We start from the raw sequence: 25,520 nt of genomic DNA, 5'->3' as shown, positions 1-25,520 counted from the left end.
ATATTTCCTAATAACTCTCTAAAGAAAGCATTTAGGAAATGGTGGCTACTGCGGGATTTGAACCTGCGACCCCATCATTATGAGTGATGTGCTCTAACCAGCTGAGCTAAGTAGCCATTACCATATTGTCATTTCTCAACCCTGTTAGACAGTGTCGAGAACGGAGCGCATTATGCGTATATCACAGGAAAGCGTCAATAGTTTTTTTAAAGATTTCGCCAGTTATAGCCTGTTCGAACTTTTTTTAAACAAAGCGCCCTGTTTTTATGCAGAAAACATCTAATAATTCACAAAATTAGACAGTATGGAAATAGGTTTGATTAGCATTTAATCATAGAGGGTTTTGTGCCGGGCGAGATTAAAAAAATTGTTTTAATAATATTGAGCTGATAAAGAGCGGGGATTGAAATGTGTATGAATAAGGTAATTGTAACGCCAATAAAAAAGATCGCCGAAGCGATCTTTTTTTGCACAATCTTACCTGCTATCGAAGCGTAGAATTATACGTTGAAGCGGAAGTGGATAACGTCACCATCTTTAACGACGTAATCTTTACCTTCTAGACGCCATTTACCTGCATCTTTAGCGCCACTTTCACCTTTGAACTGGATGAAATCATCGTAGCCTACAACTTCAGCGCGAATGAAGCCTTTTTCGAAGTCAGTATGGATCTTACCTGCTGATTGTGGCGCAGTAGCGCCTACAGGGATCGTCCATGCACGTACTTCTTTCACACCAGCGGTGAAGTAAGTTTGTAGGGTAAGTAGATCGTAACCTGAACGAATCACGCGGTTTAGACCGGGTTCTTCAATGCCCATATCGGCTAAGAACTCAGCGCGATCTTCATCGTCTAGTTCTGCCATTTCTGATTCGATAGCCGCACATACAGGTACAACAACGTTGTTTTCTTTGGCTGCGTATTCACGAACAGCGTCTAAAAATGGGTTGTTTTCGAAGCCGTCTTCAGCCACGTTAGCAATGTACATGGTTGGCTTAAGCGTTAGGAAGTTTAAGTAACCTACCGCAAGTAGCTCTTCTTTGCTTAGCTCAACAGTACGAGCCATGCCGCCTTCAGTAAGAATTGGTAGCAGTTTTTCTAAAACAGCCAGTTCAAACTTAGCGTCTTTATCGCCACCTTTTGCTTTTTTAGCATTACGGTGCATTGCGCGTTCACAGCTATCAAGATCGGCCATTGCTAGCTCAAGGTTAATCACCTCGATGTCTTCGATAGGCGATACTTTACCTGATACGTGAACGATGTTTTCGTTCTCGAAACAGCGAACAACGTGTCCGATAGCGTCAGTTTCGCGGATGTTAGCTAGGAATTTGTTACCTAGACCTTCACCACGAGATGCGCCCGCAACCAGACCTGCAATGTCTACAAATTCCATTGTAGTTGGCAGAATTTTTTGTGGATTTACGATTTCAGCAAGAGCGTCTAAACGTAGATCTGGCACAGGAACAACGCCTGTGTTTGGTTCGATAGTACAAAACGGGAAGTTTGCCGCCTCGATACCTGCTTTGGTAAGCGCATTGAAAAGAGTTGATTTACCAACGTTTGGAAGACCAACGATGCCACATTTAAAACCCATGATTAAAACCTTATTCTGCTTTGAACGTGTGTAAGCGATTTTGTGCTTTAGTTAAACCGTCTTTTAGCAATATGTCTAAACTGCGGACGGATTCGTCGACTACGGCATCTAGGCATTCTTGCTCTTTGGCCGGGGCTTTGCCTAATACATAGCCCGCCACACGGTCTTTATGACCAGGGTGTCCGATGCCGATGCGTAGTCGGTAAAAATCTTTATTGTTGCCTAATTTGCTTATGCTGTCTTTTAGTCCGTTATGCCCACCATGACCACCACCTTTTTTGAACTTGCCGACACCTGGAGGTAAGTCTAGTTCATCGTGCGCAATCATTATCTCCTCGGGTTTTATTTGATAAAACTTAGCCAGAGCAGAGACTGATTTGCCTGAAAGGTTCATGAAAGTGGTTGGGATAAGCAAGCGAAGATCTTGGCCGTGGACCAAAATTCTGCCAGTTAAACCAAAAAACTTAGGCTCATTTTTTAGTGTCACATTATGTACTCGAGCTAATTCTTCGATTACCCAAGCGCCTGCGTTATGACGTGTTCTAGCATATTCAGGACCTGGGTTAGCCAGGCCAACAAGTAATTTAATTTCTTGGCTCAAGATTTAACTCTCGTAAATGTAGGTGACAACAAAAAGCGCGATATGATAGCACGCAATATTGGTAAGAGTAAAAAGTAAGTAACAGTAAAAAATCCCGGTGCTTAATAATAAGTACCGGGATTCTTGGAATTATTCTGGTTCTTAAGAACCCCATTCATACTCAAACAATCAGATGTTGAATATTGAATGACTTAACTTTTAGCGGCTATTGCTTAGCTTAGAAACTAAAAATTAGTTACTAAACATCGCAGAGATAGACTCTTCGTTGCTGATGCGACGAATCGCTTCAGCTAGCATGCTAGATAGAGTTAACTGAGATACTTTACCTGTTGCTGCCATTTCTTTGCTTAGTGTAATTGAGTCAGTGATGATCACTTGGTCAAGTACTGAGCTCTTAATGTTTTTCGCAGCAGTGCCAGAGAATACAGCGTGTGTTGCGTAAGCAAATACACGTTTAGCGCCACGCTCTTTTAGAGCTTCAGCTGCTTTACATAGTGTGCCACCAGTATCGATCATGTCATCAACGATCACACAGTCACGACCTTCAACGTCACCAATAAGGTTCATTACTTCAGAAACGTTCGCGCGTGGACGACGTTTGTCTACGATAGCGATATCAACATCACCAAGAGCTTTTGCTGTAGCGCGAGCACGTACAACGCCGCCTAGGTCAGGAGATACAACAACAGGATCTTCTAGGCCACGGTTTTTCATATCTTCAAGAAGAACTGGAGTACCGAAGATGTTATCTACTGGTACGTCGAAGAATCCTTGAATTTGCTCTGCGTGTAGGTCGATAGTTAGAACGCGGTCAACACCAACGTTAGATAAGAAGTCAGCGACTACTTTTGCTGTAATTGGCACACGAGCAGAACGCACGCGGCGATCTTGGCGAGCATAGCCGAAGTAAGGGATTACAGCTGTAATACGGCCGGCAGAAGCACGACGCATTGCGTCAATCATTACTACCAACTCCATCAGGTTGTCATTGGTAGGGGCACAGGTAGATTGAATGATAAATACATCGCTACCGCGAACGTTTTCATTAATTTGTACAGCGACTTCGCCATCAGAAAAACGGTCAACGACAGCATCACCTAGAGAAATATATAGGCGGTCAGCAATGCGTTGGGCTAGTTCAGGTGTAGCGTTACCAGCAAATAGCTTCATATCAGGCACGGTGGAAACCTCGAGGTTGCGTCCAGTTAATTGGGTAGTGTTTGGGCAGATAACTGCGCCAATGTCAGGTGCAAAGGAGAAATGTTGTTTCCTTGTGCAACAAATGCTGTTGTATTTTCGGGAAGTTGTCTTAATATGTTTTGTGCTTCTAATTGAGTATCAAACTCAGCAAAAACGCAAGACCCTGTTCCCGTCAATCTTGACGGCGCATATTGTAACAGCCAAGAAAGTTGCTTATCAACCTCTGGGTACAGTAAACGCACTATTTTTTCGCAATCGTTTTCGTAGGGGCTACTTTTTAGCTCTTCCCAACTGCGTTTTTGTGTATCTCTTGTTAGATTTGGGTGACAAAATATCTCAGCTGTGGAAATACTTTGGTTTGGTCTGACGACTAAATACCACTTTTCTTCTGGTTCAACTTTAGTCAAAGACTCCCCAACACCTTCGGCAAATGCTGCAAAGCCTTGCACAAATACAGGAACATCTGCCCCTAAACTTAGTCCTATCTTGGCTAAGTCTGGCAAAGATATATCAAGTTGCCATAAATAATTGAGCGCGACCAAGGTAGTAGCGGCGTTAGATGAACCGCCACCAATGCCGCCGCCCATAGGCAAGACTTTATTGATATGAATATCAGCGCCTAATGAATGGTTGGCAGCAGCTTCGGAGTTTTTAAGTACCGCTTCTTTTAATGCAACTGCCGCTTTCCAGATAAGGTTTTGTTGGACAGGAACACCTTCAAGTTCAGGGGTAACGGTGATTTTTCCACTATTGTTAGCGGTAATGGTGAGCTCATCACCAAAGTTAATAAACTGAAAAAGTGTTTGTAGATCGTGGTAGCCATTGTCTCGGCGTCCAGTGATGTACAAAAACAGATTTAGCTTGGCTGGCGATGGCCAGGTTGTGGTGCTGGTTATCATTGTATATTCCACTTACTGATAACAATGTTCAGTTTGATTGGGTCTCTCGAAAGGGTCATTTTGTTTGGTAAAATGAGGTCATTGGTTTCTTGATAGCTTTTATAATCCATCAACCAAGTCTGCCCACCGCGAGTTTGTTGTAAAGAGGCTAAAGTGCCATTCTCTGCAACTTCAAAGTGATCGGCTGCGGTTGGCTGTCCTTTGATCCAGTCTTGCATATAAACAATCGGTAAGCGCATGCCGGTTAATTGGTAAAACAAAAGATCGGCATCTTTATCAAAATAACGTTTTCCATGGATATCGGTTACTGTAGCGCCTTGCTCATCAATACTTAAATTGAGCACAGTCTTGCCTAAAAAAGTCGACAGTCGTAACTGGCTTTGTTGTGGCGATTGCTTCCAATGGAAGTTTAAACTTTGGCGTTGGGTAGGGTCGATATAACCGAGTTTTCCTGAAAGACTAAAATTGGTCAGTGTGGCAAGTTTTGCTTGATGGGTTTGATATTCGACACTGTGAGTCGGAACATGTTGCGTAGTCTCACAACCAAACAACAATAAAATAAGAAAGAAGGGTGTAAACCTAAGCAAGCATTTCAAAATAGAAGATGTTTGAGTGATTTGCATGTCAAGAATTAGAGCTCTGATTCAAGGTTTGAGCTAATGATACAATAAAGCCTCTTTTATTGCTGTAGTGCTTCAAGTAAAATTGCGTTTTTATTTTGTATGTCTAAGTAGTAAATGCCTTTATTGACCATAGGAATCAATCACAATACCGCTTCGGTGGAACTGAGAGAGAAAGTCGCGTTTTCTCCAGATAAGATGAGCGATGCCTTGCAGCAGTTACATTCTATGTCTGAGGTCAAAGGTAGCGTTATTCTATCTACCTGCAATCGTACTGAACTTTATATTGATGCTCCGTCGGCAAATAATATTGTCGATTGGCTTATCGATTTCCATCAAGTTAAAGATGATGACTTAAAACCTAGCCTCTATCATTACAGTGACGAAGAAACGATTCAGCATTTAATGAGAGTCTCATGTGGTTTAGACTCTTTGGTGTTGGGTGAGCCTCAAATATTAGGCCAAGTAAAACAAGCCTATGCCGACGCTAAAGAAAGAGGCGTGGTAAAAGGTAATTTAGATAAGTTATTTCAAAAAGCCTTCTCTGTTGCTAAGCGAGTACGTACAGAAACGGATATTGGCGGGAATGCGGTTTCCGTTGCTTATGCGGCTTGTACTTTAGCTAAACATATTTTTGAATCACTAGAGCGCTCTAAAGTATTATTGGTTGGTGCGGGCGAAACCATTGAGCTGGTTGCGAAACATTTATCCGATACCGGCTGTCATAATATGACGGTGGCCAACCGTACCCGCGAACGTGCGGCAGGTTTGGCGGCGCAGTTTAATGGGCAAGTAATCAGTTTAAGTGAGATTCCACAAACTTTAGTCGATACCGACATTGTAATAAGCTCTACCGCTAGTCCGTTACCCATTATAGGTAAAGGCATGGTAGAAAGTGCGCTAAAAACACGTAAACATAAACCTATCTTGTTTATTGATATTGCCGTGCCTAGAGATATAGAGTCAGAAGTCTCTGAACTCAGTGACGCTTATCTTTATACTGTGGATGATCTGCAAACCATTATTGATAAAAATATTGAGCAGCGCCGAGCCGAAGCGGTTCAAGCTGAAAAAATCATTGCCATTGAGAACAAAGAGTTTAAAAGCTGGTTACGTTCTCGAAAGGCTGTGGAAAGCATTAGGGATTATCGCCGCGCCTCAGATTGCGTTCGTCGCGAGCTGTTAGAAAAAAGCTTACAAGCGTTAAGCGTTGGTGGTGATCCAGAAAAAGTATTACTAGAGTTAAGCAATAAATTGACCAATAAACTCATCCATATCCCCACCAAATCGCTTCAAGAAGCGGCTGAGCAGGGCGCATTGGATGATTTAGCTGTAATAAGAAAAAGCCTTGGTCTTGAAGACCTATAACTATTTTTAAGAAGAATATGAAAGCATCGATATTAGTGAAATTGGAGACGTTAGTTGAGCGTTATGAAGAAGTGCAACACCTACTTGGTGATCCGGGCGTTATCGGCGATCAAAACAAGTTCCGTGCACTATCAAAAGAGTACTCTCAACTAGAGGAAGTCACCAAGTGCTTCCAAGCTTATCAGCAAGCTCAAGAAGATCTTGAAGCTGCGCAAGATATGGCTAACGAAGACGATCCTGAGATGAAAGAAATGGCTCAGGAAGAAATTAAAGATGCAAAAGCGAACATTGAGTCTTTGACCGATGAGCTACAAATTCTATTGCTACCAAAAGATCCTAACGACGAACGTAACTGTTTCTTAGAGATCCGCGCCGGTGCTGGTGGTGATGAAGCCGGTATCTTTGCGGGCAACCTTTTCCGCATGTACTCAAAATTTGCTGAGAAGAAAGGTTGGCGCGTAGAAGTCATGAGCGCCAATGAATCAGAGCAAGGTGGTTACAAAGAAGTGATCGCTAAAGTGTCGGGTGATGGCGTATACGGCACCATGAAATTTGAGTCTGGCGGTCACCGCGTACAGCGTGTTCCTGAGACTGAATCTCAAGGTCGCGTACATACTTCGGCGTGTACCGTGGCGATTATGCCAGAGATCCCAGAAGCTGAGCTTCCACAAATTAAAGCCAGCGATCTAAAAATTGATACCTTCCGTTCATCGGGCGCAGGTGGTCAGCACGTTAACACCACGGACTCTGCTATTCGTATTACTCACTTACCAACCGGCACAGTTGTTGAGTGTCAGGATGAGCGTTCACAGCATAAAAACAAAGCCAAAGCGATGTCTGTGCTGGCAGCTCGTATTACCCAAGCTGAAGAAGCTAAGCGTGCGGCTGAAGTGTCAGATACTCGTCGTAACCTGCTAGGTTCTGGTGATCGTAGTGACCGTATCCGTACTTACAACTACCCACAAGGGCGTGTATCGGATCACCGCATCAACCTGACCTTATACCGTCTAAATGAAATTTTAGAAGGTGATATGCAGTCACTGATCGACCCTGTGATGGCAGAACATCAAGCTGATCAGCTTGCCGCTCTATCTGAAAATAACTAAGTCGTGTCTTTACCTAGTGTACAAGAGTCGCTGAATTCAGCGACTCTGCGTTTACTTGAATTAGGCATTGATTCCGCAAAGCTTGATGCGTCGGTATTGCTGTGTCACGTACTACAAAAGCCACGCAGTTATTTGCTAACTTGGCCTGAGAAACTACTGACAGATCAGCAGCACCAAGATTTTAATGCCCTTATGCAGCGCCGCATTAATGGTGAACCCATCGCTTATATTACTGGCGAGCGTGAGTTTTGGTCATTACCTCTTAATGTATCGCCAACCACCTTAATCCCACGCCCTGACACTGAGCGTTTAGTCGAATTGGCTTTGGATAAAATCGGTACAGCTCCCGGTAAAGGGCTTGACTTGGGGACAGGTACAGGTGCAATTGCTTTGGCTTTAGCTTCTGAATGTCCGCATTTTGAGTTTATTGGCGTTGATATCCAAGATGATGCGCGCATTTTAGCGACTGGCAACGCCAACAAGTTGGGCATTAAAAATGCACAATTCTTACAAGGCAGCTGGTTTGAACCTGTGGTCAATGCAGGGCATTTTCAGATCATTGTCTCAAACCCGCCTTATATCGATGAGCAGGATCCTCATTTGGTGATTGGCGATGTTCGCTTTGAACCTGATTCGGCGCTGGTGGCGGCGGAGAATGGATTAGCAGACTTACGGCACATTGCTAAACATGCAAGAGATCACCTTGCCGATGGTGGCTGGTTATTGATGGAGCATGGCTTTGAGCAAGGCGAACAAACTCGACAAATATTATTGGATATGGGCTATCAGCTAGTATCTACCGAGCAAGACTACGCAGGTCAAGACAGAGTGACCTTAGGTCAATTTAAAGGAAGAAATGAATGTACGTAGCATTAAAAAATATCCACCTGATCTTAATTGCATTGAGTGCAGGATTATTTATCACTCAATACATTTTGATGGTGAGTAAATCACCGTTACAGAACAAGAAATTTATAAAAGTGACACCGCATGCCGTGAATGGTTTGCTCATTTTATCCGGTATTCTACTGTTACTTGTGACCGGTTGGGTTCCATTTAGACCGGGCTCTGAGTGGTTAACAGAAAAATTCACCTGTGTTTTAGCGTATATCGCATTGGGTGTATTTGCTCTAAAAATGGGTAAAAACCAGCTTCTACGCGGTTTTGCTTTCTTAGGTGCTTTAGGTTGGTTGTTAATGGCAGCTAAGATCGGCATGACAAAAATGCCAATACTTATGGGGTAAAAGATGTCAGATCTGTGGTTTAAAGGTCTCGATGATTTGGAATTAGTCGAAGGTGCTTTGCGTCTTTGTGCTCAAGTCGACCCTAGTGTTAATGCGACATGGGTAGAGTTACAGTTAGAAAAAATGCTTGATGAAGCGGAACAAGCTTTATCAAGAGAAACAAACGAAAAAGCGCGCTTTGATGCCTTATTGCGTCTTTTTTACCAGCAATGGGGCTTTAAGGGTGACTACGAGAATTACTTCTCGTCTGAAAACGCCTTTATAGAAAAAGTCCTAGAACGTAAAAAAGGCATTCCGGTTAGCCTTGGCGCTCTATTATTATTCTTAGGGCGTAAGTTAGGTTTTCCGATCAAAGGAGTGAGTTTTCCCACTCAATTCTTGTTGGTAGTTGAATGGACAAACGCACAACACGACTATGTAAACCCTTTTAATGGTGAGTATGTAGCGAAACATACTTTGCTATCTTGGCTTAAAGGCGCGGAAGGCAACTCAGCGATGCTAAAGCCAGAGCACTTAAAAGTGGCGGATACCTCGACCATTATTGGACGCTGGTTAGGCGTACTCAAAGGCGCATTGATGCGAGAGGAACGCTATACTCAAGCTCTAGCATGCAGTGATTTAGCATTGAGTTTAGTGCCAGAAGATCCGTACGAGATCCGCGACCGAGGCTTTATTTATCAGCAATTAGATTGTTTTCAAATTGCGCGTAAAGACTATGAGTTCTTTATTGAGAACTGCCCTGAAGATCCTGCGGCTGAGATACTTAAGCTACAGCTAAAAGCAATTAATGACGAGCCAGTGGTTTTACACTAGCGCTCAATAAAAAGAGAGATGGATATGGAACAAAAAGTCGTTCAGGTTGGTGATATTTCAGTTGCTAATGACAAGCCTTTTACGCTATTTGGTGGGATCAACGTTCTTGAATCTCGCGATCTGGCAATGCGTGCTTGTGAACAGTACGTAGAAGTGACCGATCGCTTAGGGATCCCTTACGTATTTAAAGCGTCATTTGATAAAGCAAACCGCAGCTCTGTACACTCTTATCGTGGTCCTGGCCTTGAAGAAGGGATGCGCATCTTTGAAGAATTGAAGTCTACTTTTGGCGTTAAGATCATCACTGATGTACACACAGAAGCGCAAGCTCAACCTGTATCGGAAGTGGTTGATGTGATTCAATTACCTGCTTTCTTAGCACGCCAAACTGATCTTGTTGAAGCGATGGCAAAAACAGGCGCCGTGATTAACGTTAAAAAACCTCAGTTTATGAGCCCAAATCAAGTGGGTAATATCGTTGATAAATTTGCTGAGTGTGGCAACGACAAGATCATCTTATGTGAGCGTGGCGCTTGCATGGGTTACGACAACTTAGTGGTTGATATGCTAGGTTTTGGCGTGATGAAAAAAGTGTCTAACGGTAGCCCTATCATCTTTGATGTGACTCACTCACTGCAAATGCGAGACCCAAGTGGCGCAGCCTCTGGTGGTCGTCGTGAGCAAACAGTAGAGCTTGCTAAAGCAGGTCTAGCTACTGGCATTGCAGGTTTGTTTATCGAAGCGCATCCAGATCCGGATAAAGCGCGTTGTGACGGCCCTTCAGCGTTGCCACTGGATAAACTTGAGCCGTTCTTGGCGCAGATGAAATCTTTGGATGATTTAATCAAAAGTTTTGCACAGATAGATATTAAATAGAGTTTCTACTCACAACTCTGTGATACTTTTAATAAAAACGGGCTTTGCATTCGCAAGCCCGTTTTTTTGTTGCTATTTTTTGCATACACATCTAATTGAATAGTAATGGTTGCAAATGAAATCACTCGTATTAGCAATAGCAGTAGGGACACTAGTCGTAGGTTGCGCCTCAGACGATATCGTGGTCAGTAATAATGATGACGTGCAAAAACTGACCATCCTACATACCAATGATCACCACGGTCGTTTTTGGCCAAACAAATACGGTGAATTGGGTATGGCGGCCAGAAAAACGCTGATTGATCAAATTCGTCAAGAAGTTGAATCTGAAGGTGGCGCGGTGTTGCTACTCTCTGGTGGTGACATCAATACGGGTGTACCAGAGTCGGATCTTCTGGATGCGGAACCTGATTTCAAAGGCATGACCTTACTGGGCTACGATGCGATGGCGATTGGCAACCATGAATTCGATAACCCATTATCGGTATTAGAAAAACAGCAACAATGGGCTAAGTTCCCGATGCTGTCGGCCAATATTTACGAAAAACAGAGCCAACAGCGAAAATTTCAGCCTTATCAAATGTTTGATAAAGACGGTTTAAAAATTGCTGTTATAGGCTTAACCACCGAAGACACCGCCAAAATAGGCAATCCTGAATATATCCAAGGCTTAGAATTTAGAGACCCTAAATCTGAAGCAAGACAACTGCTAAAAGAGATAGAAACTCGCGAACAACCGGATATTACCATTGCTGTCACGCACATGGGGCACTACCAAAATGGCCAACATGGTGGCAATGCGCCGGGCGATGTAGCCCTTGCTCGTTACTTGCCTGAGGGCGCACTTGATATGGTGATTGGCGGTCACTCACAAGAGCCTGTGTGTATGGAAGGCCCAAACTTGGTGAAAAAGAACTTTAAGCCGGGAGATGCTTGTCAACCAGACCAACAAAATGGCACTTGGATCATGCAAGCCTTCGAATGGGGTAAATACGTTGGGCGTGCTGATTATGAATATTCTGATGGTGAGCTAGAGCTTGTTCATTATGCGTTAGTACCGATTAACCTGACGAAAAAAGTGGAAGTGGATGGCAAAAAACAGCGCGTAATTGTTGGTGAAAAAATCGAAGCTGATTCAGATGTAGAAGACTTTTTAACGCCATACCAAGAGCAAGGGCAAGCCAAACTGAATGTGAAAATTGCGCAGTCCAACGGCAAGCTGGAAGGAGATCGTAATAAGGTTAGGTTTGAACAAACTAACTTAGGTCGCTTAATTGCTACCGCGCACATGCAACGTGCTAAAGCGGATTTTGGCGTCATGAACTCAGGTGGCGTGCGTGACTCTATCGCCGAAGGGGATATAACTTACAAAGACGTACTGACAGTACAGCCCTTTGGCAACATCATTACTTATGTCGATATGAAAGGATCTGAGATTTTAGATTACCTAAATGTAGTCGCGACTAAGCCAACCGACTCAGGTGCGTATGCGCAGTTCTCTGGTATTTCGATGACAGTGGCAAAAGATGGGGTGAAAAACGTCAAAATTGGCGGGAAAGTGCTAGAAGAAGATAAAATGTATCGCTTCAGTGTACCAAGCTTTAATGCCGCTGGTGGAGACGGTTATCCTGTCATCAAAGATCACAGCGGTTTTGTCAACACTGGCTTTGTTGATGCCGAGGTATTGAAGGAGTATCTTGAGACGAATAGCCCCATTGATATTAGAAGTTATGAATCTCGTGGGGAAATGACTTACGAATAGGACTAAGAAGATTATGACACCTGCGGTACGTTTATTGAAAAAGAACAAGGTTCCCTTTGAACTTCATCAATACAAGCATGACCCTAACCAACACAGCTTCGGACAAGAAGCCGTTGAAGCTACAGGAAAGCCTGCAGAACAGGTGTTTAAAACCCTTCTTTTCTCAGTGGATGGCACAGCCAATGGTCTTGGGGTTGCTGTCATCCCTGTAAATACTAAGCTCAATCTAAAATGGGCTGCTAAAGCCAACAAACTGAAAAAAGCCGCTATGGCAAATCCCGATCTTGCGCAAAAAGTCACAGGCTATTTGGTGGGGGGGATCAGCCCTCTAGCGCAGAAAAAACGCTTACCGACTTTTATTGACCAAAGCGCCGAAAACCTTGCCTCTATGTGTATTAGTGGCGGTAAACGTGGGCTGGAAATTGAGATTTGTCCTAAGCATCTGGCAGAGCAGGTGCAGGGGCGTTTTGTGAATCTTGGGGAGTAGGTAGAACTCACCCAATAAAGGTCAATTTTGCTTAACGGATGTATCTGCAAAAATAGTGACTTTCTATAACAACAATGCCCGAATGTTGAGTTCGGGCATTGTTGTTTTTATTGCATGCTAGGTTTAATTACTTCTTTAAACTCAACTTACCTTTGATGCGAGTCTTGCTCGGTTGCTCAGCAGAAGCAGGCTTTGTTTTGGGCATGACGTAGTGTTTGTTGCCTGATGGTTTGCCGCCTGAGGATTTTTGGCTTGCCGGCTTGCCATTTGGACGGTGCCTGCTTGGGGTGAACTTGCCATCAAACACTTGTTTTTGCTCATCACGGTTACGGCGCGCTCTAGAGGCTTGGTTTTCTTCTCGACTGTCGTAGAGTTTAGCGTCGGTGGCTTTTCTGATGCGTCGGCCTTTTACGTCTTTGGTGGACGCTTCTTCGGTGCCCACAGAGTCGCCACTTAGCTCAAGCAGTACTTTTACTTCATCATCGGTTAAGTAGCGCCATTTGCCGTTAGGGATGCCGTCAATGGTGATGTTCATGATGCGCACGCGGCGCAGTTTGAATACGCGGTAATCCAAAGCTTCACACATACGTCTTATCTGGCGGTTTAAGCCTTGAGTCAATACAATACGAAAGCTGTATTCTGATTCTTTAGTAATTTTACACGGCAGAGTGACGGTATCTAAAATGGATACGCCATTGGCCATCTTTTGCAAAAATTCAGGAGTGATGGCTCTGTCGACGCGCACTACATATTCTTTTTCGTGGTTGTTGCCTGCGCGTAAGATCTTATTCACGATGTCACCATCGTTGGTCAAGAAAATCAGTCCATCAGAGGGCTTATCTAAGCGGCCAATTGGGAAGATGCGCTCTTTGTGTCCAATAAAGTCAACAATGTTACCTTGTATGTCTCGCTCAGTTGTACACGTGATACCGGTTGGTTTGTTGAGTGCTATATAGATCGGCTTTTGTTTGGTTCGAAGTGATTTACCATCCACTAGAACTTCGTCCCCAGAGGTGACTTTGGTGCCCATTTCTGGGATTTGACCATTAATAGTCACTCGGCCTTGTTCAATCAGTCGGTCTGCTTCTCTGCGAGAGCAAAAACCCGTTTCACTGATGAATTTATTTAATCGCTTTGCGTTGTCGGACATAGTTCTCTCTGTTTGAGTTAACCAAGACGCTTTTGATGTCGTTCTCGATTCTCTAGTTTTTTTTCTGTGTTTTTTTTCAGCATTACATACACGGCGCCACTTCCGCCATGAAAGGTTTGAGCTGAATGCACACAGAGCACTTCATTAATTTGTTGTAGCCAAAAAGCCACGTAGCTTTTCATTAATGCCGGTGGCGTAGATTTATGACCTTTGCCATGCACAATGATTATAGTTCTGGCATCGAGCTTTAAGCACTGCTTGAGAAAGTGTACAACCTCGTCTCTGGCTTGAGTCAGGGTTCTGCGGTGCAAATCTAACTTAGCTTGGATTGGGTACTTACCCAGCCTTAACTTACGGTAGACACCGTCTTGTACGCCGCTACGTTTAAACTCAATAATATCGTCAGGCTTTAGCATTGGCGCATTATCAAGTGTTAGGTATTCTGGTAATTCTTCTTCAATACTCACTGCCGCTTTTTGTCTCAACAGATGATTTTCATCAACAGTGTGAGATTTTTTATGTACCGCAGTATCTTGAGGGAGAGGTTTTACATCGCCCATCATCTCCTGGAAGGAAAAATCGTTTTCAAATTCTTCAGACATAGACATCAAGAAATTGTTTGAGATAGGGAGATTATAATTGGAAAAAACGGAACGTCACTTAAAAAAGAAAAAACCGAGGCAATTCAAATTGACTCGGCGCAACAAATTAGCTGCAATGATCTAGTGAGGAGATACATCATTCATTGCTGAACGATTTCCCTATGTTAGATTGCTACAAAAATGCTGTAATGATCTAAATCAATTGTTGCTCGTATGTAATGAAAATATATATTTTTTTAATGTGTGCATGTGTATTGATGTGTGATAGGACGAATAATCGCCACTTGAAACCAACAAATGACAAATTATAAAATTAGGTGTTGCACAGGGAAAAAATATCCGTATTATACGGCTTCTCAGCAGGAAACAGTTCTTGTGGAGTAGTCATGAAGTGAAAACTTTATTGATGAAATCTCGGTGAATAGCGCAGCTTGGTAGCGCATCTGGTTTGGGACCAGAGGGTCGGGGGTTCGAATCCCTCTTCACCGACCATCTTTAGAAACCCCGCAACTTTGTTGCGGGGTTTCGTCGTTTCTGGCTACTTAAAACCCTACCTAAATATGATCTCTTTGTGATTCATTGACTTTCTCTTTCTAAGATTGGCCTGTTTTAACCGACTTTACTAGCATGATTTGCTCAATATGCTAGGGTGCCTTATCTGCTTATTTTTTGTGCAATAGTTGCTATACAGAGAAAACTTGTCTAAAAATTATACACCGTACGTAAGTAAGGATCTTGTAATGTTAGGCAAACTAAATCTTTGGTGTGGTGCTGCTTTACTGTGTGTAGGACCCAATATCTATGCTCAAGAGAGCGCAGAAGAGAAGAGTGATGTGACGTTAACTGTAGGTGATGTCATTGATAAGCCAGGGGTCTTGTCTCCTAAAGGAACGTGGTCATTAGAAGGTTCTTTAAGTTTTACGCAAAACTCATCCAACAGAGTTTCGGTAGTGGGTTACACCGTATTGCCCACGTTAATCGTAGGCCGCATAGAAGTCAGTGATGCGGATTTTGTTACCACTACCTTTGGTTTAACCGCTAGGCTTGGTTTGACCAATGCCACTGAGTTTGAAATTCGTTTACCGTATGTATACCGAAATGATCAGGTGGTTGTAAGGCCGATACAAGACGGATCGCCCGACGTGATCAATCGCTCAACAAGTGGCGGTGCGATTGGGGATCTTGAGGTGGGGTTGCGTCATCAATTTAATTTTAACACTACGCCATATTGGATAGGCGGATTACGCGTTAAAACTCGAACGGGGCGTTCTCCCTATGATATTGAGATAGATGAAAGCACCAATACCCTAAAAGAGGTTTCTACAGGCTCTGGGTTTTGGAGTATCGAGCCAAGTCTAACAATGCTTTATCCTTCCGATCCTGCAGTATTGTACGCCAATGTTGGGTATATCTTTAATATAGAAGACACAGTACAAATCGGCTCTGAAGAGCAGAAGATTGAGCTAGGGGATACGATTTCTATCGGCGGAGGAATGGGTTTTGCAGTAAATCCAGACTTGTCATTCTCTTTAGGTGTTAGCCACAAAACCATTTTAAAAAGTAAGGTCAACGGACAACAATCTGACGATGCCAAACTTCTTCATCTAGATTCTTTGACTATGGGCGTTAACCTTAAAATGAATGATCGCTCGTCAGTGAATATCAGTGCTCAAGCTGGATTAACGGAAGATACGCCAGACTTCCAACTTTCTTTAAGAGTGCCTTATTACTTCTAGGCTGATAGGTTGATAGCTTGATAGCTTGGTTCTAATCCACTGAGTTAAACCACAAATACAGGCAAACAAAATCTTTGTATCTTCTGCCCTAAAACGCGTTGAAGTAACGAGTTGGTTCCCGCATAAATTGTGCTGTGAGCATAGGGATTAGTGCGAACACACATGATAGAACTACAGTGAGGCATCAGTCGAGTAACTGATTCATTGGAAGGAAAAAGGCTTTATATTGATCTGCTGTGGTTACCGGATTTTTAAAACATGACTATAAAGGCTGCTTTTGAAAGTAGCTTTCACAACATTATTTTTATGCACGGTTAACCGTTAGTAGTGATGGTTGAGTAATGCCCCTTTAAGGCGAATATCGTCTCTTATTTGTTTGTTTACCCCTTCTACTCGAGCATCAATATCCACGACTGTATCTAACCCCAGCACACTATTATCGAGTGTATTCTGAATAATGTTAATCAGGCTAGGTGTAGAAATTGTTTGGCTTACGTAAGGTTGATCTGGCTGGCTATTTACATCTTCAACAATGTTTCCATCACCTGCTTTTACGATATTAATTAACCCAGAGTTACCTTGGGGAATAGCAGTGTTCGGTTTTGTTTCAGCGGTGAGTGTGCCATTTCTAAACACTAAATTAGCAATGGTGGTACGGTAGAATTTCTCTCCATTAACAGCAGCACTAATGCTAATGCCAATATCAACAATGTAGTCGTTTGCAAGTTGAAAACCACCGCGTAGCTCTGACAGTGCCGCATTATCTAAAATATATGCATTAGGCAGGTCTATTTCATCGGCGAGTGTTGGGGCGCTGTGCATCAAGCATAAGGCGCAAGCTAAAGCTAATTTCTGGCTTGTCATAGGTGCTCCTAGTAGTCTCCAGAAACCGGTAAGGTAATACTAAATATCCCTAGAGAGTCTCTTGATATCCCCGTATCTAAAGGGGAGGACTGATAGATGGAAAAATTATCATTTTGAATAAAGCTTTCTCTTCCTATATTGGCTTCACTACGAACTAATAAGATTAACCCTGAGTAGTAAGGTTGAAACTCTTCAATAGACATAATGAGTGTGCCTCGTGAAGGATCACCTAAAATAACCTTGTCTTTGGTTATTCCCTTGATTACAACAAAATGCATGTACCCCTCGAAGTTGACCAAGGTAATTCCAGGTACACCTATATCTCGTATTTTATTTAAGCTTAATTTAAAACCATCAGACTTTAAGCCAATAGATTGTAGATAGAACTTCATATCAAGGAGGGAAAACCCTTTTTTGTTGATCACCTCTTTATTGCCCTTGTCATACATGACTTTGAAAATCTGTTGTTCTTTTATCGGGCGTTGATAGTGGAAGTGTAAAAGTGATGCCAGTGCGGCAGAGCCACAACTGAAGTCATACTGTTGAAGATAGACATCGCCAAACAGAGTCTCTTTATAACTTTTTACAGGGACAGAGTAATTGGCTCTGTGGGGTAAAAAGTCAATAGCAAAAGTTGATGCTGAATAAATCAGCACCAACCCAACTAGACATTGTCGTATTATCTTTAACATGACATTTGCTACTTAATACTTAGGTTTATAACAGTTGAGTTCTGTATGAGCACGTTATTGCCGGTGTTTTGTATAACACTTGAAATACCAGAACTGTCTGCAAATGCACCTGAAGCCATTATGTTACTCCCACTTACTGTATTGTCGGCTACGTTACCATCTATAGCACCATCGATATCTGAAGTTAAACTAGTGACATCAAGCTCAACATGCTTTTGTCCCCTAGATTGCTCCATGATATCAATGGCGACTGCGGAGCTAGGTAGCGCGATTTCTTCAGCCTGTATAGAGAAGGTTAATATCAAACTTATTGTACACAGTGCCGAGCGCATCTTTACCTCCTAGCTAGTAAGGCTTAGTTGCCGTGAATACTGGCGTTGGTATTTACAGATTGTTGCACTAGTGAGTTTGCACCCGCATTTTGCGCAACCGTTGTGATACCCGCAATATCAGACATACCGTCGATACTGTTCGCTGTGCGTATGTTTAGCGCACCTGCTGTGCCATTAGAGCGTTTTTTCGAATAGCCACGTTGATCACTACCACCACTCATACCAAGCTCAACATCGTTATCATCTACTTCACCATTAAGCTCAGAGTTTGCTACAACAAAGTTAGCTTCGACGTTTAGCTCATATCGAGTATCAGTATTGAAGCTGTCATCAATTGTAAGGGTTTTACTTGAATCTGAATCAATATTGAAACTGTCAGCTAACTCTAGGCTTTGACTCGAGTCTCGATTGTAACTATCGGTATAGTCATCTTGCGAACTTGAATCTGAGTCAACTTTAAAGCTATCAGTTACACTCGCGTTGGTGCTGTTATCGTCGGTTTTAGTAGTGGTCGTAGTAGTGGTTGTAGTACTGCTGCTGTCATTAGCACTGTCAGACCATTGTCGGTTGTTATTACCGTCTTCAACATAGTTTTCAACGTCGTGTGAGGCTGATGTTGAAGGGATAGTTACGTCATCGGCTTGATCGCCACCACCGTTGCCGCCACCACCGTTGCCGCCACCGCCACCGCCACCAGCCAAGGCATTACCACTAAGTAAAACTGCTGCAAGCACTATCGCGATGTTTGTTTTGTATAGATTCATAATAAGTTCCCCGTTTCCTTTTTTATCCGTTGAGGGTTATTGCAAATACTGACGTACTCCCACTGCTCCTCGAGAGTTCTGAGATTATAGGTAAAGAAAAAAAGCGTGAGGGAGCGTCTAGCTGGCTTTGAGTGTGAAACTTCATTTTTGATTTTAAAAACACTTAAATATCAATTGTTTAGGTGTTAATTACGTAGAGGTTGCTTTGAGTATGAATAAAAGTGTTAAAAAAGGCTGAATAAAGATGAGTGCTATTAAAAGTAGTCGCTGTGTTTAAAAATAAGGTCTGACATTAGTTTGAAATTTACTCTAATAAAAACAGATTCTTAAAATTTAAATGATGAAAGTTTGCATAATAATTTAAGGTGCTAGGTACTACATTTGCAGGAGAATATGAGTAGGTAACTCAGCCTTAGGTAGGCATTTCATCTTTCTAAATTACCACCTGTAGACTATATTTCTGTATGAATAATCATCAACAAGGGATGGTGGCATCGCTAGTTATTTATTGAAGCCACTACAAATAGCACTACAGATGAGCTCTCGAAATGTAATGATCCTTGCGGAGAAGAGTCTCCAAACAAGCCTATTAGAAAAACAACTCACAGCTAGCCTTAATCTCAATGTTTTTACTTATCTTCCTGACGAGGCAATATCAAAAAGCCACAATTTAGTGGCTGATCTTGTTTTGATTGAATATGACTATTTACGCAAAATTAAGGACGAACGTGTATTGCCTGATTTTGACATGTTGAATTGGCCTTTAATGGTTCATGATGTACCGCCCGACGAGGTCGACGAAGATATTTTGCGTTGGAAGTTCTTAAAAGGGGTACTTTTAAAAAATGCATTAGTAAAACATATTCATGAAAGTATCGATTATATCTTTAGTGGTGGTTTGTGGTTGCCCCGTATTTATATGGAACGCTTAGTGCGTAGCTACCGCACCACCGACCTTTCCATAGAGCAACAAGATTCAGGGCTGACTTCTAGGGAAAAACAAATACTAGAGTTGCTGGCGTACGGAATTTCAAATCAACAGATTGCCTCTCGCTTATTTTTGTCAGAAAGCACGGTAAAAAGCCATATCTATAAGCTGTATAAAAAACTGAATGTGCATTCAAGACATGATGCGGTGAGATACGCTCGAATGAATGACTATTCGTTGACCAAATCCTAAATAATTAAAGCTATAAGAGAGGGCACCTTTGAAAGTTCCTTTGCGTAGTTTGAGGGGATGCGTACGCTTGACAGTAATCTTGATCACATTTTTTACTCAAAGATCGTTTTGCGACTACAATTAAATCAATGTTTTACGGTTTGATAGATAGCAAGGTCTAATATTAAATCAGATCTGGATGAAGCTTAAATAAGGATATGAAGCTAATGAATAAACGTTTTCTCACCGTCCCATTGATCTTGGCGTTTTCCTCGACAGCATTTGCCGCCGAGTCAGACAAGATCACTTTTTCTCATTTTTATGGCGGTATTAAGCTAGGTACAGCAAATTATGGAGATTTAGGTCCAGCGGTCACTGACGTTACAGGAGTCGATGACTCACCTTTTTCTTGGGGAGCTTATTTTGGTATCCAAGCGTTACCTTGGTTGGCGTTTGAACTTGGGTATCATGATTTAGGAGAGGCAGATTTAAAAGATGTTTCTGGTAGTTATGATGCGAAAACTTTGGATCTAACCGCCAAAGCTTCTTATGAATTTGCTGAGAAATTCTCCGTTTTCGGTAAAGTTGGTTTTCAAGCTTATGAATGGAATGCCAATGGTGAGAATGTTTATGAAGATGATCAAGGTTGGACGCCTCACTTAGGCGCAGGAGTTGAGTACCAATTCCATAAAAATTGGTCTGGAGCAATTGAGTACACTTGGTACAACGATATTGGCGGTCCTGATATTAATTACTATGGTGTCTCGGCTACTTATCATTGGTTCTAGCTTCTTTATCGAAGCTTGACTATCAACATAAATCTATAAAGTTTCTATTAGCACGCATTGGTTATTTACGATCAATGCGTGCTTTATTTTGTCTGTTTTTTGCTGCTTAAAGCCTCTTATCAAAGCGAAATGCTCAGTTTGTTTTATTTTTACGTGTTTTCTAGCGACCAAATAGCATGGTTATTTTTTGATGTGAATTTAGTCTTGTTGTGAAATGGTGCGTTCAATGACCACTACTTTAAAAAGGTTATTAAAGTTAGAGAGTTAATGGTTGTCTTGCTTTCCAATATCTACCTGAGGATGAGCTGAAGATTTATTCTATATTTTATAGAGAGTTACATTTATTAAGGTTTACTCTTTCGCTCAAAGATTTCTCTGAACCGTAATTGTGATCTCATCGCTATTTGTTGTTGATATCGATAAAAAGCACTTTTAACGTTTTTAACGTAGCCGTGTTGTTAATCACATTTTTGATATAAAAAAGTTGCATATAAGTCATGAAAAGTAACATTCAATAACAGTCCTGCTTTATTTTTACTTTTAAAAACAATGAGTTAAAATGATTTCGTTAATAAAAATCAGGTTTTTTGGCTCTAGCCACTAAATTTGCAATGAAAATTAACTCCCTTTAGATTGTAAAGAGTCCAATTTAAATCAACTTAAAAATTAAAATATAACAAGGGATTTACAATGCTGAAAAAGAGTCTTATTGCTACCTCTGTAATAACCGTGCTCGCTGGGTGTGTATCTATGAAGGATTCTCCTCAGGATACCGTTGATAAACTAGCGAATAATCTTGATATCAAATACGAAGTATTGACTAACCATGGAGCAAACGATGGTCTGAAGTGTCAAGACCTAGGTGCTGAATGGGCATCATGTAATCAAGTTAAGATGACGCTGACCAATGATGGTGAAGCAGTAGATTCAAAAGACTGGGCTATTTATTTCCATAGCATTCGTTTGATTCTAGATGTTGATAGCGATCAATTTAAGATCACTCGTATTACCGGTGACCTACATAAACTAGAACCAACCGATAAATTTGCTGGCTTTAAAGCGGGCGAAAGTGTGGATGTTGTCTTTACTGGCGAATACTGGCAGTTATTTGAAACTGACTTCTTCCCTGGCGCATTTGTTGCAGCCGACGATGCAACGCCAAAACAGTTAGTGTCTCTAAGCAACGTAGACATGACGGACTTTGTTAGCGGTCTTGAAGGCGACAACCTAAAACGTACTCCTGGCGATAACAATGTCTTTGCTACTGCAGCAACACGTTTTGATAAAAACAGCGACGTGAAAAAAGAAGATGTTTCAGCAGCTATCATTCCTGCACCTGCATACACTAAAGTAAAAGAAGGCACTTTAGATATCGCTGGTGGTTTGAAGCTAGATACAGCGGCATTCTCTGCTGATCAGGTACAAGCATTACAAACTCGCGCTGACCTATTAGGTGTGAACTTACAAGGTAAAACGCCACTTAAAGTGGCTATCGCGCCAGCTGAATTTAAAGGCGAATTCGCTAAAACAGGTGCATACACTTTAGATATCGATAAAGATCATGTTGAAATTAAAGCATTCGATGAAGCCGGTGCTTTCTACGCAATGCAATCTATCTTTGCTTTAGTGAACCTTGATGCACCAACGCAGCTTCCTCTACTTGATATCAAAGATGCTCCACGCTTTGATTACCGTGGTGTGATGGTTGATGTTGCACGTAACTTCCACTCTAAAGACGCTATCTTGGCAACGCTTGATCAACTTGCGGCGTACAAAATGAATAAACTTCACCTTCACTTATCTGATGATGAAGGCTGGCGTTTAGAAATTCCGGGTCTACCAGAACTAACGGATATCGGTTCTAAGCGTTGTTTCGACCTAGAAGAGAAAACGTGTTTGTTGCCACAGCTAGCATCTGGTTCTACGACAGACAACTTTGGCTCAGGACACTTTAGCCGTGCAGACTACCTAGATATCTTGAAGTATGCGAAAGCGCGTAACATCGAAGTTATCCCAGAAATCGACATGCCAGCACACGCACGAGCAGCTGTTGTTTCTATGGAAGCACGTTACGACCGTCTAATGGCAGAAGGAAAAGAAGAAGCCGCTAACGAATATCGTCTAATGGACCCGCAAGATACGTCTAACGTTACTACGGTTCAGTTCTACGATAAGAGAAGTTTCATTAACCCATGTTTAGATTCTTCATCTCGCTTTGTAGACAAAGTGATTACTGAAGTTGCTGCTATGCACAAAGAAGCTGGCATACCACTAACAACTTGGCACTTCGGTGGTGATGAAGCTAAAAACATCAAGCTAGGTGCTGGATTCCAAGACATTACTGCAGAAGAAAAAGTGGGCTGGAAAGGTAATATTGACCTAACAGTACAAGACAAACCATTTGCTAAGTCTCCTCAGTGTCAGGCGTTAATTAACAGCGGCGCAGTTAACGACTTCGAACATATCCCAAGTCACTTTGCGGAAGAAGTATCAAAACTGGTTGCTAAGCACGGTATTCCAAACTTCCAAGCTTGGGAAGATGGCTTGAAATACAGTGAAGGTCCAGAGTCATTCGCGACTGAAAACACTCGCGTAAACTTCTGGGAAACACTGTACTGGGGCGGCGCAACTAACGTTTATCAGTGGGCAGACAAAGGCTATCAAGTAATCGCTTCTAACCCTGATTACGTATACATGGACTTCCCATACGAAGTTGATGCAAAAGAGCGTGGTTACTACTGGGCGACACGTGCAACTGACACTCGTAAGATGTTCACATTTGCACCTGAAAACATGCCACAAAATGCTGAAACTTCAGTAGACCGTGATGGTAATGGCTTTGCGGCGAAGGGCGAAGTTGAAGCGAAACCTTTCCTAGGTTTATCTGCGCAACTTTGGTCTGAAACCGTTCGTACCGATGAGCAATATGAATACATGGTATTCCCTCGCGTACTGGCAGCTGCAGAGCGTGCATGGCATGCCGCTAGCTGGGAAAATGAGTACAAAGCAGGCGTTGAATATTCACAAGAAACTAGCCTTGTAAATAAAGATGCATTGCTATCTGATTGGACGCGTTTTGCCAACGTTATGGGACAACGTGAATTAGCTAAGCTTGAGAAAGCAGGCATCGATTACCGTTTACCTGTACCGGGTGCTGCGATTGTTGATGGCAAACTGGCTATGAACATTCAATTCCCTGGCGTTGCACTACAGTACTCAACTGATGGTGAGAACTGGGTAACGTACCAAGATGATCAACGTCCTGCTGTTTCTGGAGACGTTTGGATTAAGAGTATTTCAGCAAGTGGAGATAAAGAAAGCCGAGTTACACTAGTGAAGTAATAGAAATGTAGGGTGTTTACTTCCTTTTTTGGCCAGCACAAGTTGCTGGCCTTTTTTGTGTTTGCCGTTTGGAAAGATATAGAGAAAATAGCTTTAAAGCTGGGTGTTTTCTGACAGAGTTTTTGCCTAAATTCAGCTTTGACTGTAGCTTCTTTTAGTGATGATGAGCAAGAGCGTCGTGACTGTGCTCAGCATCAAGGTGTGCAACTTGCGCTTCTGCGTATTCGTCCCAAATTTGCTCATAAAGAGCTAGAACGTTTTCACCTAGGAAGCCTCGTACTTCAGGAATAGTCCAACCGTATTGCTCGTGAAGAACACGTGCTACCCCCCAACCTTGCTCGATAGTAATGTTTTCGGTAAGACCACTCATACCTGCTTCTGGCGCGTAAGTTTCAGTGTCAGGTAATAGTGCTGATACAAAGTCTTGGTAGTTGTGTAAGAAGTCTGTAGAAAAACAAGTCTTATCTTTACCGATAAGATTAGCAGTGTGCACTACGTGCTTTGCCATTGCTTCTGGAGAAGCGTCGCCTTCTGCATTTAGAAACATCCCCACACCTGTAGAACAAACCACACCGCCAGTGTTCGCTATTGCAATCATAGCTTCATCAGAAATATTACGACCAATTGGGTGCAATGCCTGTGAGTTTGAGTGAGACGCTATTATGGGTTTAGTTGAGTACTTGGCTGCATCAATAGCTGTTTGGCTTGAAGAGTGAGATACATCAATTAGAACGCCGTTTTCGTTAGCTGCTTTAATGAACTCTTTGCCTAGCTCAGTTACACCTTTGTCGTTATTAGTACCACCGCCTGCTAAAGCGTTGTCATCGTTGTATACAAAGTTCATTTGCATAACACCAAGGTCACGGTACTCTTTTACTTTCCCCATATCAGCGATAACGAAATCTGCACCTTGAGCGTGAGTGGTCAAAGACATTACACCCTCAGCCCAATTCTTGCGTACCTCCGCAACGGTACGAATGTGACGATAACCCATCTTCTCACCGTATTCAGCTGTTTGAATAAAGGTATCTCGTTCAGTTGTGATTTGTGATTTAGGGTTGTTGTAGTTAGACATGCTGCCTAAGGTTACCCCTGCTTTCTCGTTACGAGACCAAGCATCCTTTGCGTGCGCTTTGGTAAATGATTTAGCTCCTATTGCAGCTGGCAGTACAGTGTTAACGTAGACAGTGTCTTTCCCTAACTCTTCACGGAATGCTTCATCTTTAGCTGTATCTTCAGGAGAACGCTGATGGTTAAAAAATGTCGCCATGTACGCAGCTCGCGCATCTACTTGCGTTTGACTCTTACCTCGAGCGTTCCAGTACTCAGCTTTAACATCAGTATCGGATATGTACATGCCGGTTTCAGTGACGGTATAACCGGCTCCGTCTTGATCGTGAGTGTGCTCGAAAGGAATGTCGTGAGCCATTGAATCAAATGAAACCAGTAGTGCAGCTGCAATAATTGTCTTTTTCATAATGGATATACTTTTTAGGTTGCTTGCCTGAAGATGGCGCAAAATA

The 25,520-nt window shown here is 42.4% G+C and carries 24 protein-coding genes and 2 tRNA genes; 13 read left to right on the top strand and 13 right to left on the bottom strand.

Annotated elements, in window-relative coordinates; genetic code table 11:
• Window positions 1-39 precede the first annotated feature (39 nt).
• From VHA01S_RS03475 to lolB, 6 genes are all read right to left on the bottom strand, one after another.
• A tRNA-Met gene (locus VHA01S_RS03475) sits at window positions 40-116 on the bottom strand.
• 384 nt (window positions 117-500) lie between these two features.
• Window positions 501-1,592, bottom strand: coding sequence for a redox-regulated ATPase YchF (ychF, locus tag VHA01S_RS03470; protein ID WP_023402963.1), 1,092 nt, complete (start codon window positions 1,590-1,592; stop codon window positions 501-503).
• Window positions 1,593-1,602: 10 nt separating this feature from the next.
• On the bottom strand, window positions 1,603-2,193 hold the full coding sequence (gene pth, locus VHA01S_RS03465; RefSeq protein WP_023402962.1) for an aminoacyl-tRNA hydrolase: 591 nt from the start codon (window positions 2,191-2,193) through the stop codon (window positions 1,603-1,605).
• A 231-nt stretch (window positions 2,194-2,424) separates the two neighbouring features.
• On the bottom strand, window positions 2,425-3,372 hold the full coding sequence (locus VHA01S_RS03460; protein ID WP_023402961.1) for a ribose-phosphate pyrophosphokinase: 948 nt from the start codon (window positions 3,370-3,372) through the stop codon (window positions 2,425-2,427).
• Window positions 3,373-3,398: 26 nt separating this feature from the next.
• The gene (gene ispE / locus VHA01S_RS03455) at window positions 3,399-4,292 is read right to left on the bottom strand and encodes a 4-(cytidine 5'-diphospho)-2-C-methyl-D-erythritol kinase (protein ID WP_023402960.1); all 894 of its coding nucleotides are present in this window, start codon (window positions 4,290-4,292) and stop codon (window positions 3,399-3,401) included.
• The gene (gene lolB, locus VHA01S_RS03450) at window positions 4,289-4,915 is read right to left on the bottom strand and encodes a lipoprotein insertase outer membrane protein LolB (RefSeq protein WP_039970049.1); all 627 of its coding nucleotides are present in this window, start codon (window positions 4,913-4,915) and stop codon (window positions 4,289-4,291) included. Before lolB ends, ispE begins: the two co-directional genes overlap by 4 nt.
• A gap of 114 nt (window positions 4,916-5,029) precedes the next feature.
• Between lolB and hemA the strand changes: the two genes are divergently transcribed.
• The 8 genes from hemA (at window position 5,030) to ybaK (ending at window position 12,568) form a co-directional block, all read left to right on the top strand.
• A complete protein-coding gene (gene hemA / locus VHA01S_RS03445) occupies window positions 5,030-6,280 on the top strand; it encodes a glutamyl-tRNA reductase (RefSeq protein ID WP_023402958.1) in 1,251 nt (416 codons plus the stop codon).
• 17 nt (window positions 6,281-6,297) lie between these two features.
• A complete protein-coding gene (prfA, locus tag VHA01S_RS03440) occupies window positions 6,298-7,386 on the top strand; it encodes a peptide chain release factor 1 (RefSeq protein ID WP_023402957.1) in 1,089 nt (362 codons plus the stop codon).
• 3 nt (window positions 7,387-7,389) lie between these two features.
• A complete protein-coding gene (prmC, locus tag VHA01S_RS03435; RefSeq protein WP_023402956.1) occupies window positions 7,390-8,256 on the top strand; it encodes a peptide chain release factor N(5)-glutamine methyltransferase in 867 nt (288 codons plus the stop codon).
• A complete protein-coding gene (locus VHA01S_RS03430; protein ID WP_023402955.1) occupies window positions 8,247-8,630 on the top strand; it encodes a SirB2 family protein in 384 nt (127 codons plus the stop codon). The genes prmC and VHA01S_RS03430 overlap by 10 nt, the downstream gene beginning before the upstream one ends.
• Window positions 8,631-8,633: 3 nt before the next feature.
• On the top strand, window positions 8,634-9,443 hold the full coding sequence (locus VHA01S_RS03425; RefSeq protein WP_023402954.1) for a SirB1 family protein: 810 nt from the start codon (window positions 8,634-8,636) through the stop codon (window positions 9,441-9,443).
• A gap of 24 nt (window positions 9,444-9,467) precedes the next feature.
• Window positions 9,468-10,319: a 3-deoxy-8-phosphooctulonate synthase gene (gene kdsA, locus VHA01S_RS03420; RefSeq protein ID WP_039970047.1), complete on the top strand. Its 852-nt coding sequence runs from the start codon at window positions 9,468-9,470 to the stop codon at window positions 10,317-10,319.
• 115 nt (window positions 10,320-10,434) lie between these two features.
• Window positions 10,435-12,081 carry a bifunctional UDP-sugar hydrolase/5'-nucleotidase UshA gene (ushA, locus tag VHA01S_RS03415; protein WP_023402953.1) on the top strand — a complete coding sequence of 549 codons (1,647 nt, stop codon included), beginning with the start codon at window positions 10,435-10,437 and terminating at the stop codon, window positions 12,079-12,081.
• A 13-nt stretch (window positions 12,082-12,094) separates the two neighbouring features.
• Window positions 12,095-12,568, top strand: a complete 474-nt coding sequence (gene ybaK, locus VHA01S_RS03410; protein WP_023402952.1) for a Cys-tRNA(Pro) deacylase — start codon at window positions 12,095-12,097, stop codon at window positions 12,566-12,568.
• Between the two features lie 127 nt (window positions 12,569-12,695).
• On the opposite strand, the gene rluF is transcribed toward ybaK, so the two are convergent.
• Together rluF and smrA are read right to left on the bottom strand one after the other, a co-directional pair.
• A complete protein-coding gene (gene rluF / locus VHA01S_RS03405; protein WP_023402951.1) occupies window positions 12,696-13,718 on the bottom strand; it encodes a 23S rRNA pseudouridine(2604) synthase RluF in 1,023 nt (340 codons plus the stop codon).
• A gap of 17 nt (window positions 13,719-13,735) precedes the next feature.
• Window positions 13,736-14,326 (bottom strand): DNA endonuclease SmrA, encoded by a 591-nt coding sequence (gene smrA, locus VHA01S_RS03400; protein ID WP_373277880.1) that lies wholly within the window; start codon window positions 14,324-14,326, stop codon window positions 13,736-13,738.
• A 409-nt stretch (window positions 14,327-14,735) separates the two neighbouring features.
• On the opposite strand from smrA, the gene VHA01S_RS03395 reads away from it, so the two are divergent.
• Window positions 14,736-14,812: transfer RNA gene (locus VHA01S_RS03395), tRNA-Pro, on the top strand.
• Between the two features lie 248 nt (window positions 14,813-15,060).
• Window positions 15,061-16,056 (top strand): transporter, encoded by a 996-nt coding sequence (locus VHA01S_RS03390; protein ID WP_023402949.1) that lies wholly within the window; start codon window positions 15,061-15,063, stop codon window positions 16,054-16,056.
• Window positions 16,057-16,377: 321 nt separating this feature from the next.
• Here the strand turns inward: VHA01S_RS03390 and VHA01S_RS03385 are convergent, their stop codons facing one another.
• Genes VHA01S_RS03385 through VHA01S_RS03370 form a run of 4 tightly spaced genes read right to left on the bottom strand, consistent with a single transcriptional unit; the run spans window position 16,378 to window position 18,708 of the window.
• Window positions 16,378-16,920 carry a hypothetical protein gene (locus VHA01S_RS03385; protein WP_023402948.1) on the bottom strand — a complete coding sequence of 181 codons (543 nt, stop codon included), beginning with the start codon at window positions 16,918-16,920 and terminating at the stop codon, window positions 16,378-16,380.
• A gap of 8 nt (window positions 16,921-16,928) precedes the next feature.
• Window positions 16,929-17,612, bottom strand: a complete 684-nt coding sequence (locus VHA01S_RS03380; protein WP_023402947.1) for a C39 family peptidase — start codon at window positions 17,610-17,612, stop codon at window positions 16,929-16,931.
• Window positions 17,613-17,620: 8 nt separating this feature from the next.
• Window positions 17,621-17,944, bottom strand: coding sequence for a hypothetical protein (locus tag VHA01S_RS03375; RefSeq protein WP_023402946.1), 324 nt, complete (start codon window positions 17,942-17,944; stop codon window positions 17,621-17,623).
• 23 nt (window positions 17,945-17,967) lie between these two features.
• A complete protein-coding gene (locus VHA01S_RS03370; RefSeq protein WP_023402945.1) occupies window positions 17,968-18,708 on the bottom strand; it encodes a hypothetical protein in 741 nt (246 codons plus the stop codon).
• Window positions 18,709-19,243: 535 nt separating this feature from the next.
• Here VHA01S_RS03370 and VHA01S_RS03365 point away from each other — a divergent pair.
• The 3 genes from VHA01S_RS03365 (at window position 19,244) to VHA01S_RS03355 (ending at window position 23,997) form a co-directional block, all read left to right on the top strand.
• Window positions 19,244-19,888 (top strand): helix-turn-helix transcriptional regulator, encoded by a 645-nt coding sequence (locus VHA01S_RS03365; RefSeq protein WP_023402944.1) that lies wholly within the window; start codon window positions 19,244-19,246, stop codon window positions 19,886-19,888.
• Window positions 19,889-20,094: 206 nt separating this feature from the next.
• A complete protein-coding gene (locus tag VHA01S_RS03360) occupies window positions 20,095-20,655 on the top strand; it encodes an outer membrane beta-barrel protein (RefSeq protein WP_023402943.1) in 561 nt (186 codons plus the stop codon).
• Window positions 20,656-21,345: 690 nt separating this feature from the next.
• Window positions 21,346-23,997, top strand: coding sequence for a beta-N-acetylhexosaminidase (locus VHA01S_RS03355; RefSeq protein WP_023402942.1), 2,652 nt, complete (start codon window positions 21,346-21,348; stop codon window positions 23,995-23,997).
• A gap of 154 nt (window positions 23,998-24,151) precedes the next feature.
• On the opposite strand, the gene VHA01S_RS03350 is transcribed toward VHA01S_RS03355, so the two are convergent.
• Entirely contained in the window at window positions 24,152-25,474 is a 1,323-nt protein-coding gene (locus VHA01S_RS03350) for a dipeptidase (protein WP_023402941.1), read from the bottom strand.
• Window positions 25,475-25,520 lie beyond the last annotated feature (46 nt).

Origin of the sequence: Vibrio halioticoli NBRC 102217 (assembly GCF_000496695.1) — a bacterium.
Classification (GTDB): domain Bacteria; phylum Pseudomonadota; class Gammaproteobacteria; order Enterobacterales; family Vibrionaceae; genus Vibrio; species Vibrio halioticoli.
This window is presented reverse-complemented; position numbering and strand designations above follow the sequence as displayed.

Excerpts from the sequence above, each read along its gene's own strand:
- ychF (WP_023402963.1), bottom strand. The coding sequence starts at position 1,592 with ATGGGTTTTAAATGTGGCATCGTTGGTCTTCCAAACGTTGGTAAATCA.
- ispE (WP_023402960.1), bottom strand. The coding sequence starts at position 4,292 with ATGATAACCAGCACCACAACCTGGCCATCGCCAGCCAAGCTAAATCTG.
- lolB (WP_039970049.1), bottom strand. The coding sequence starts at position 4,915 with ATGCAAATCACTCAAACATCTTCTATTTTGAAATGCTTGCTTAGGTTT.
- hemA (WP_023402958.1), top strand. The coding sequence starts at position 5,030 with ATGCCTTTATTGACCATAGGAATCAATCACAATACCGCTTCGGTGGAA.
- prfA (WP_023402957.1), top strand. The coding sequence starts at position 6,298 with ATGAAAGCATCGATATTAGTGAAATTGGAGACGTTAGTTGAGCGTTAT.
- VHA01S_RS03430 (WP_023402955.1), top strand. The coding sequence starts at position 8,247 with ATGTACGTAGCATTAAAAAATATCCACCTGATCTTAATTGCATTGAGT.
- VHA01S_RS03425 (WP_023402954.1), top strand. The coding sequence starts at position 8,634 with ATGTCAGATCTGTGGTTTAAAGGTCTCGATGATTTGGAATTAGTCGAA.
- kdsA (WP_039970047.1), top strand. The coding sequence starts at position 9,468 with ATGGAACAAAAAGTCGTTCAGGTTGGTGATATTTCAGTTGCTAATGAC.
- ushA (WP_023402953.1), top strand. The coding sequence starts at position 10,435 with ATGAAATCACTCGTATTAGCAATAGCAGTAGGGACACTAGTCGTAGGT.
- ybaK (WP_023402952.1), top strand. The coding sequence starts at position 12,095 with ATGACACCTGCGGTACGTTTATTGAAAAAGAACAAGGTTCCCTTTGAA.
- rluF (WP_023402951.1), bottom strand. The coding sequence starts at position 13,718 with ATGTCCGACAACGCAAAGCGATTAAATAAATTCATCAGTGAAACGGGT.
- smrA (WP_373277880.1), bottom strand. The coding sequence starts at position 14,326 with ATGTCTATGTCTGAAGAATTTGAAAACGATTTTTCCTTCCAGGAGATG.
- VHA01S_RS03390 (WP_023402949.1), top strand. The coding sequence starts at position 15,061 with ATGTTAGGCAAACTAAATCTTTGGTGTGGTGCTGCTTTACTGTGTGTA.
- VHA01S_RS03385 (WP_023402948.1), bottom strand. The coding sequence starts at position 16,920 with ATGACAAGCCAGAAATTAGCTTTAGCTTGCGCCTTATGCTTGATGCAC.
- VHA01S_RS03380 (WP_023402947.1), bottom strand. The coding sequence starts at position 17,612 with ATGTTAAAGATAATACGACAATGTCTAGTTGGGTTGGTGCTGATTTAT.
- VHA01S_RS03375 (WP_023402946.1), bottom strand. The coding sequence starts at position 17,944 with ATGCGCTCGGCACTGTGTACAATAAGTTTGATATTAACCTTCTCTATA.
- VHA01S_RS03370 (WP_023402945.1), bottom strand. The coding sequence starts at position 18,708 with ATGAATCTATACAAAACAAACATCGCGATAGTGCTTGCAGCAGTTTTA.
- VHA01S_RS03365 (WP_023402944.1), top strand. The coding sequence starts at position 19,244 with ATGAGCTCTCGAAATGTAATGATCCTTGCGGAGAAGAGTCTCCAAACA.
- VHA01S_RS03360 (WP_023402943.1), top strand. The coding sequence starts at position 20,095 with ATGAATAAACGTTTTCTCACCGTCCCATTGATCTTGGCGTTTTCCTCG.
- VHA01S_RS03355 (WP_023402942.1), top strand. The coding sequence starts at position 21,346 with ATGCTGAAAAAGAGTCTTATTGCTACCTCTGTAATAACCGTGCTCGCT.
- VHA01S_RS03350 (WP_023402941.1), bottom strand. The coding sequence starts at position 25,474 with ATGAAAAAGACAATTATTGCAGCTGCACTACTGGTTTCATTTGATTCA.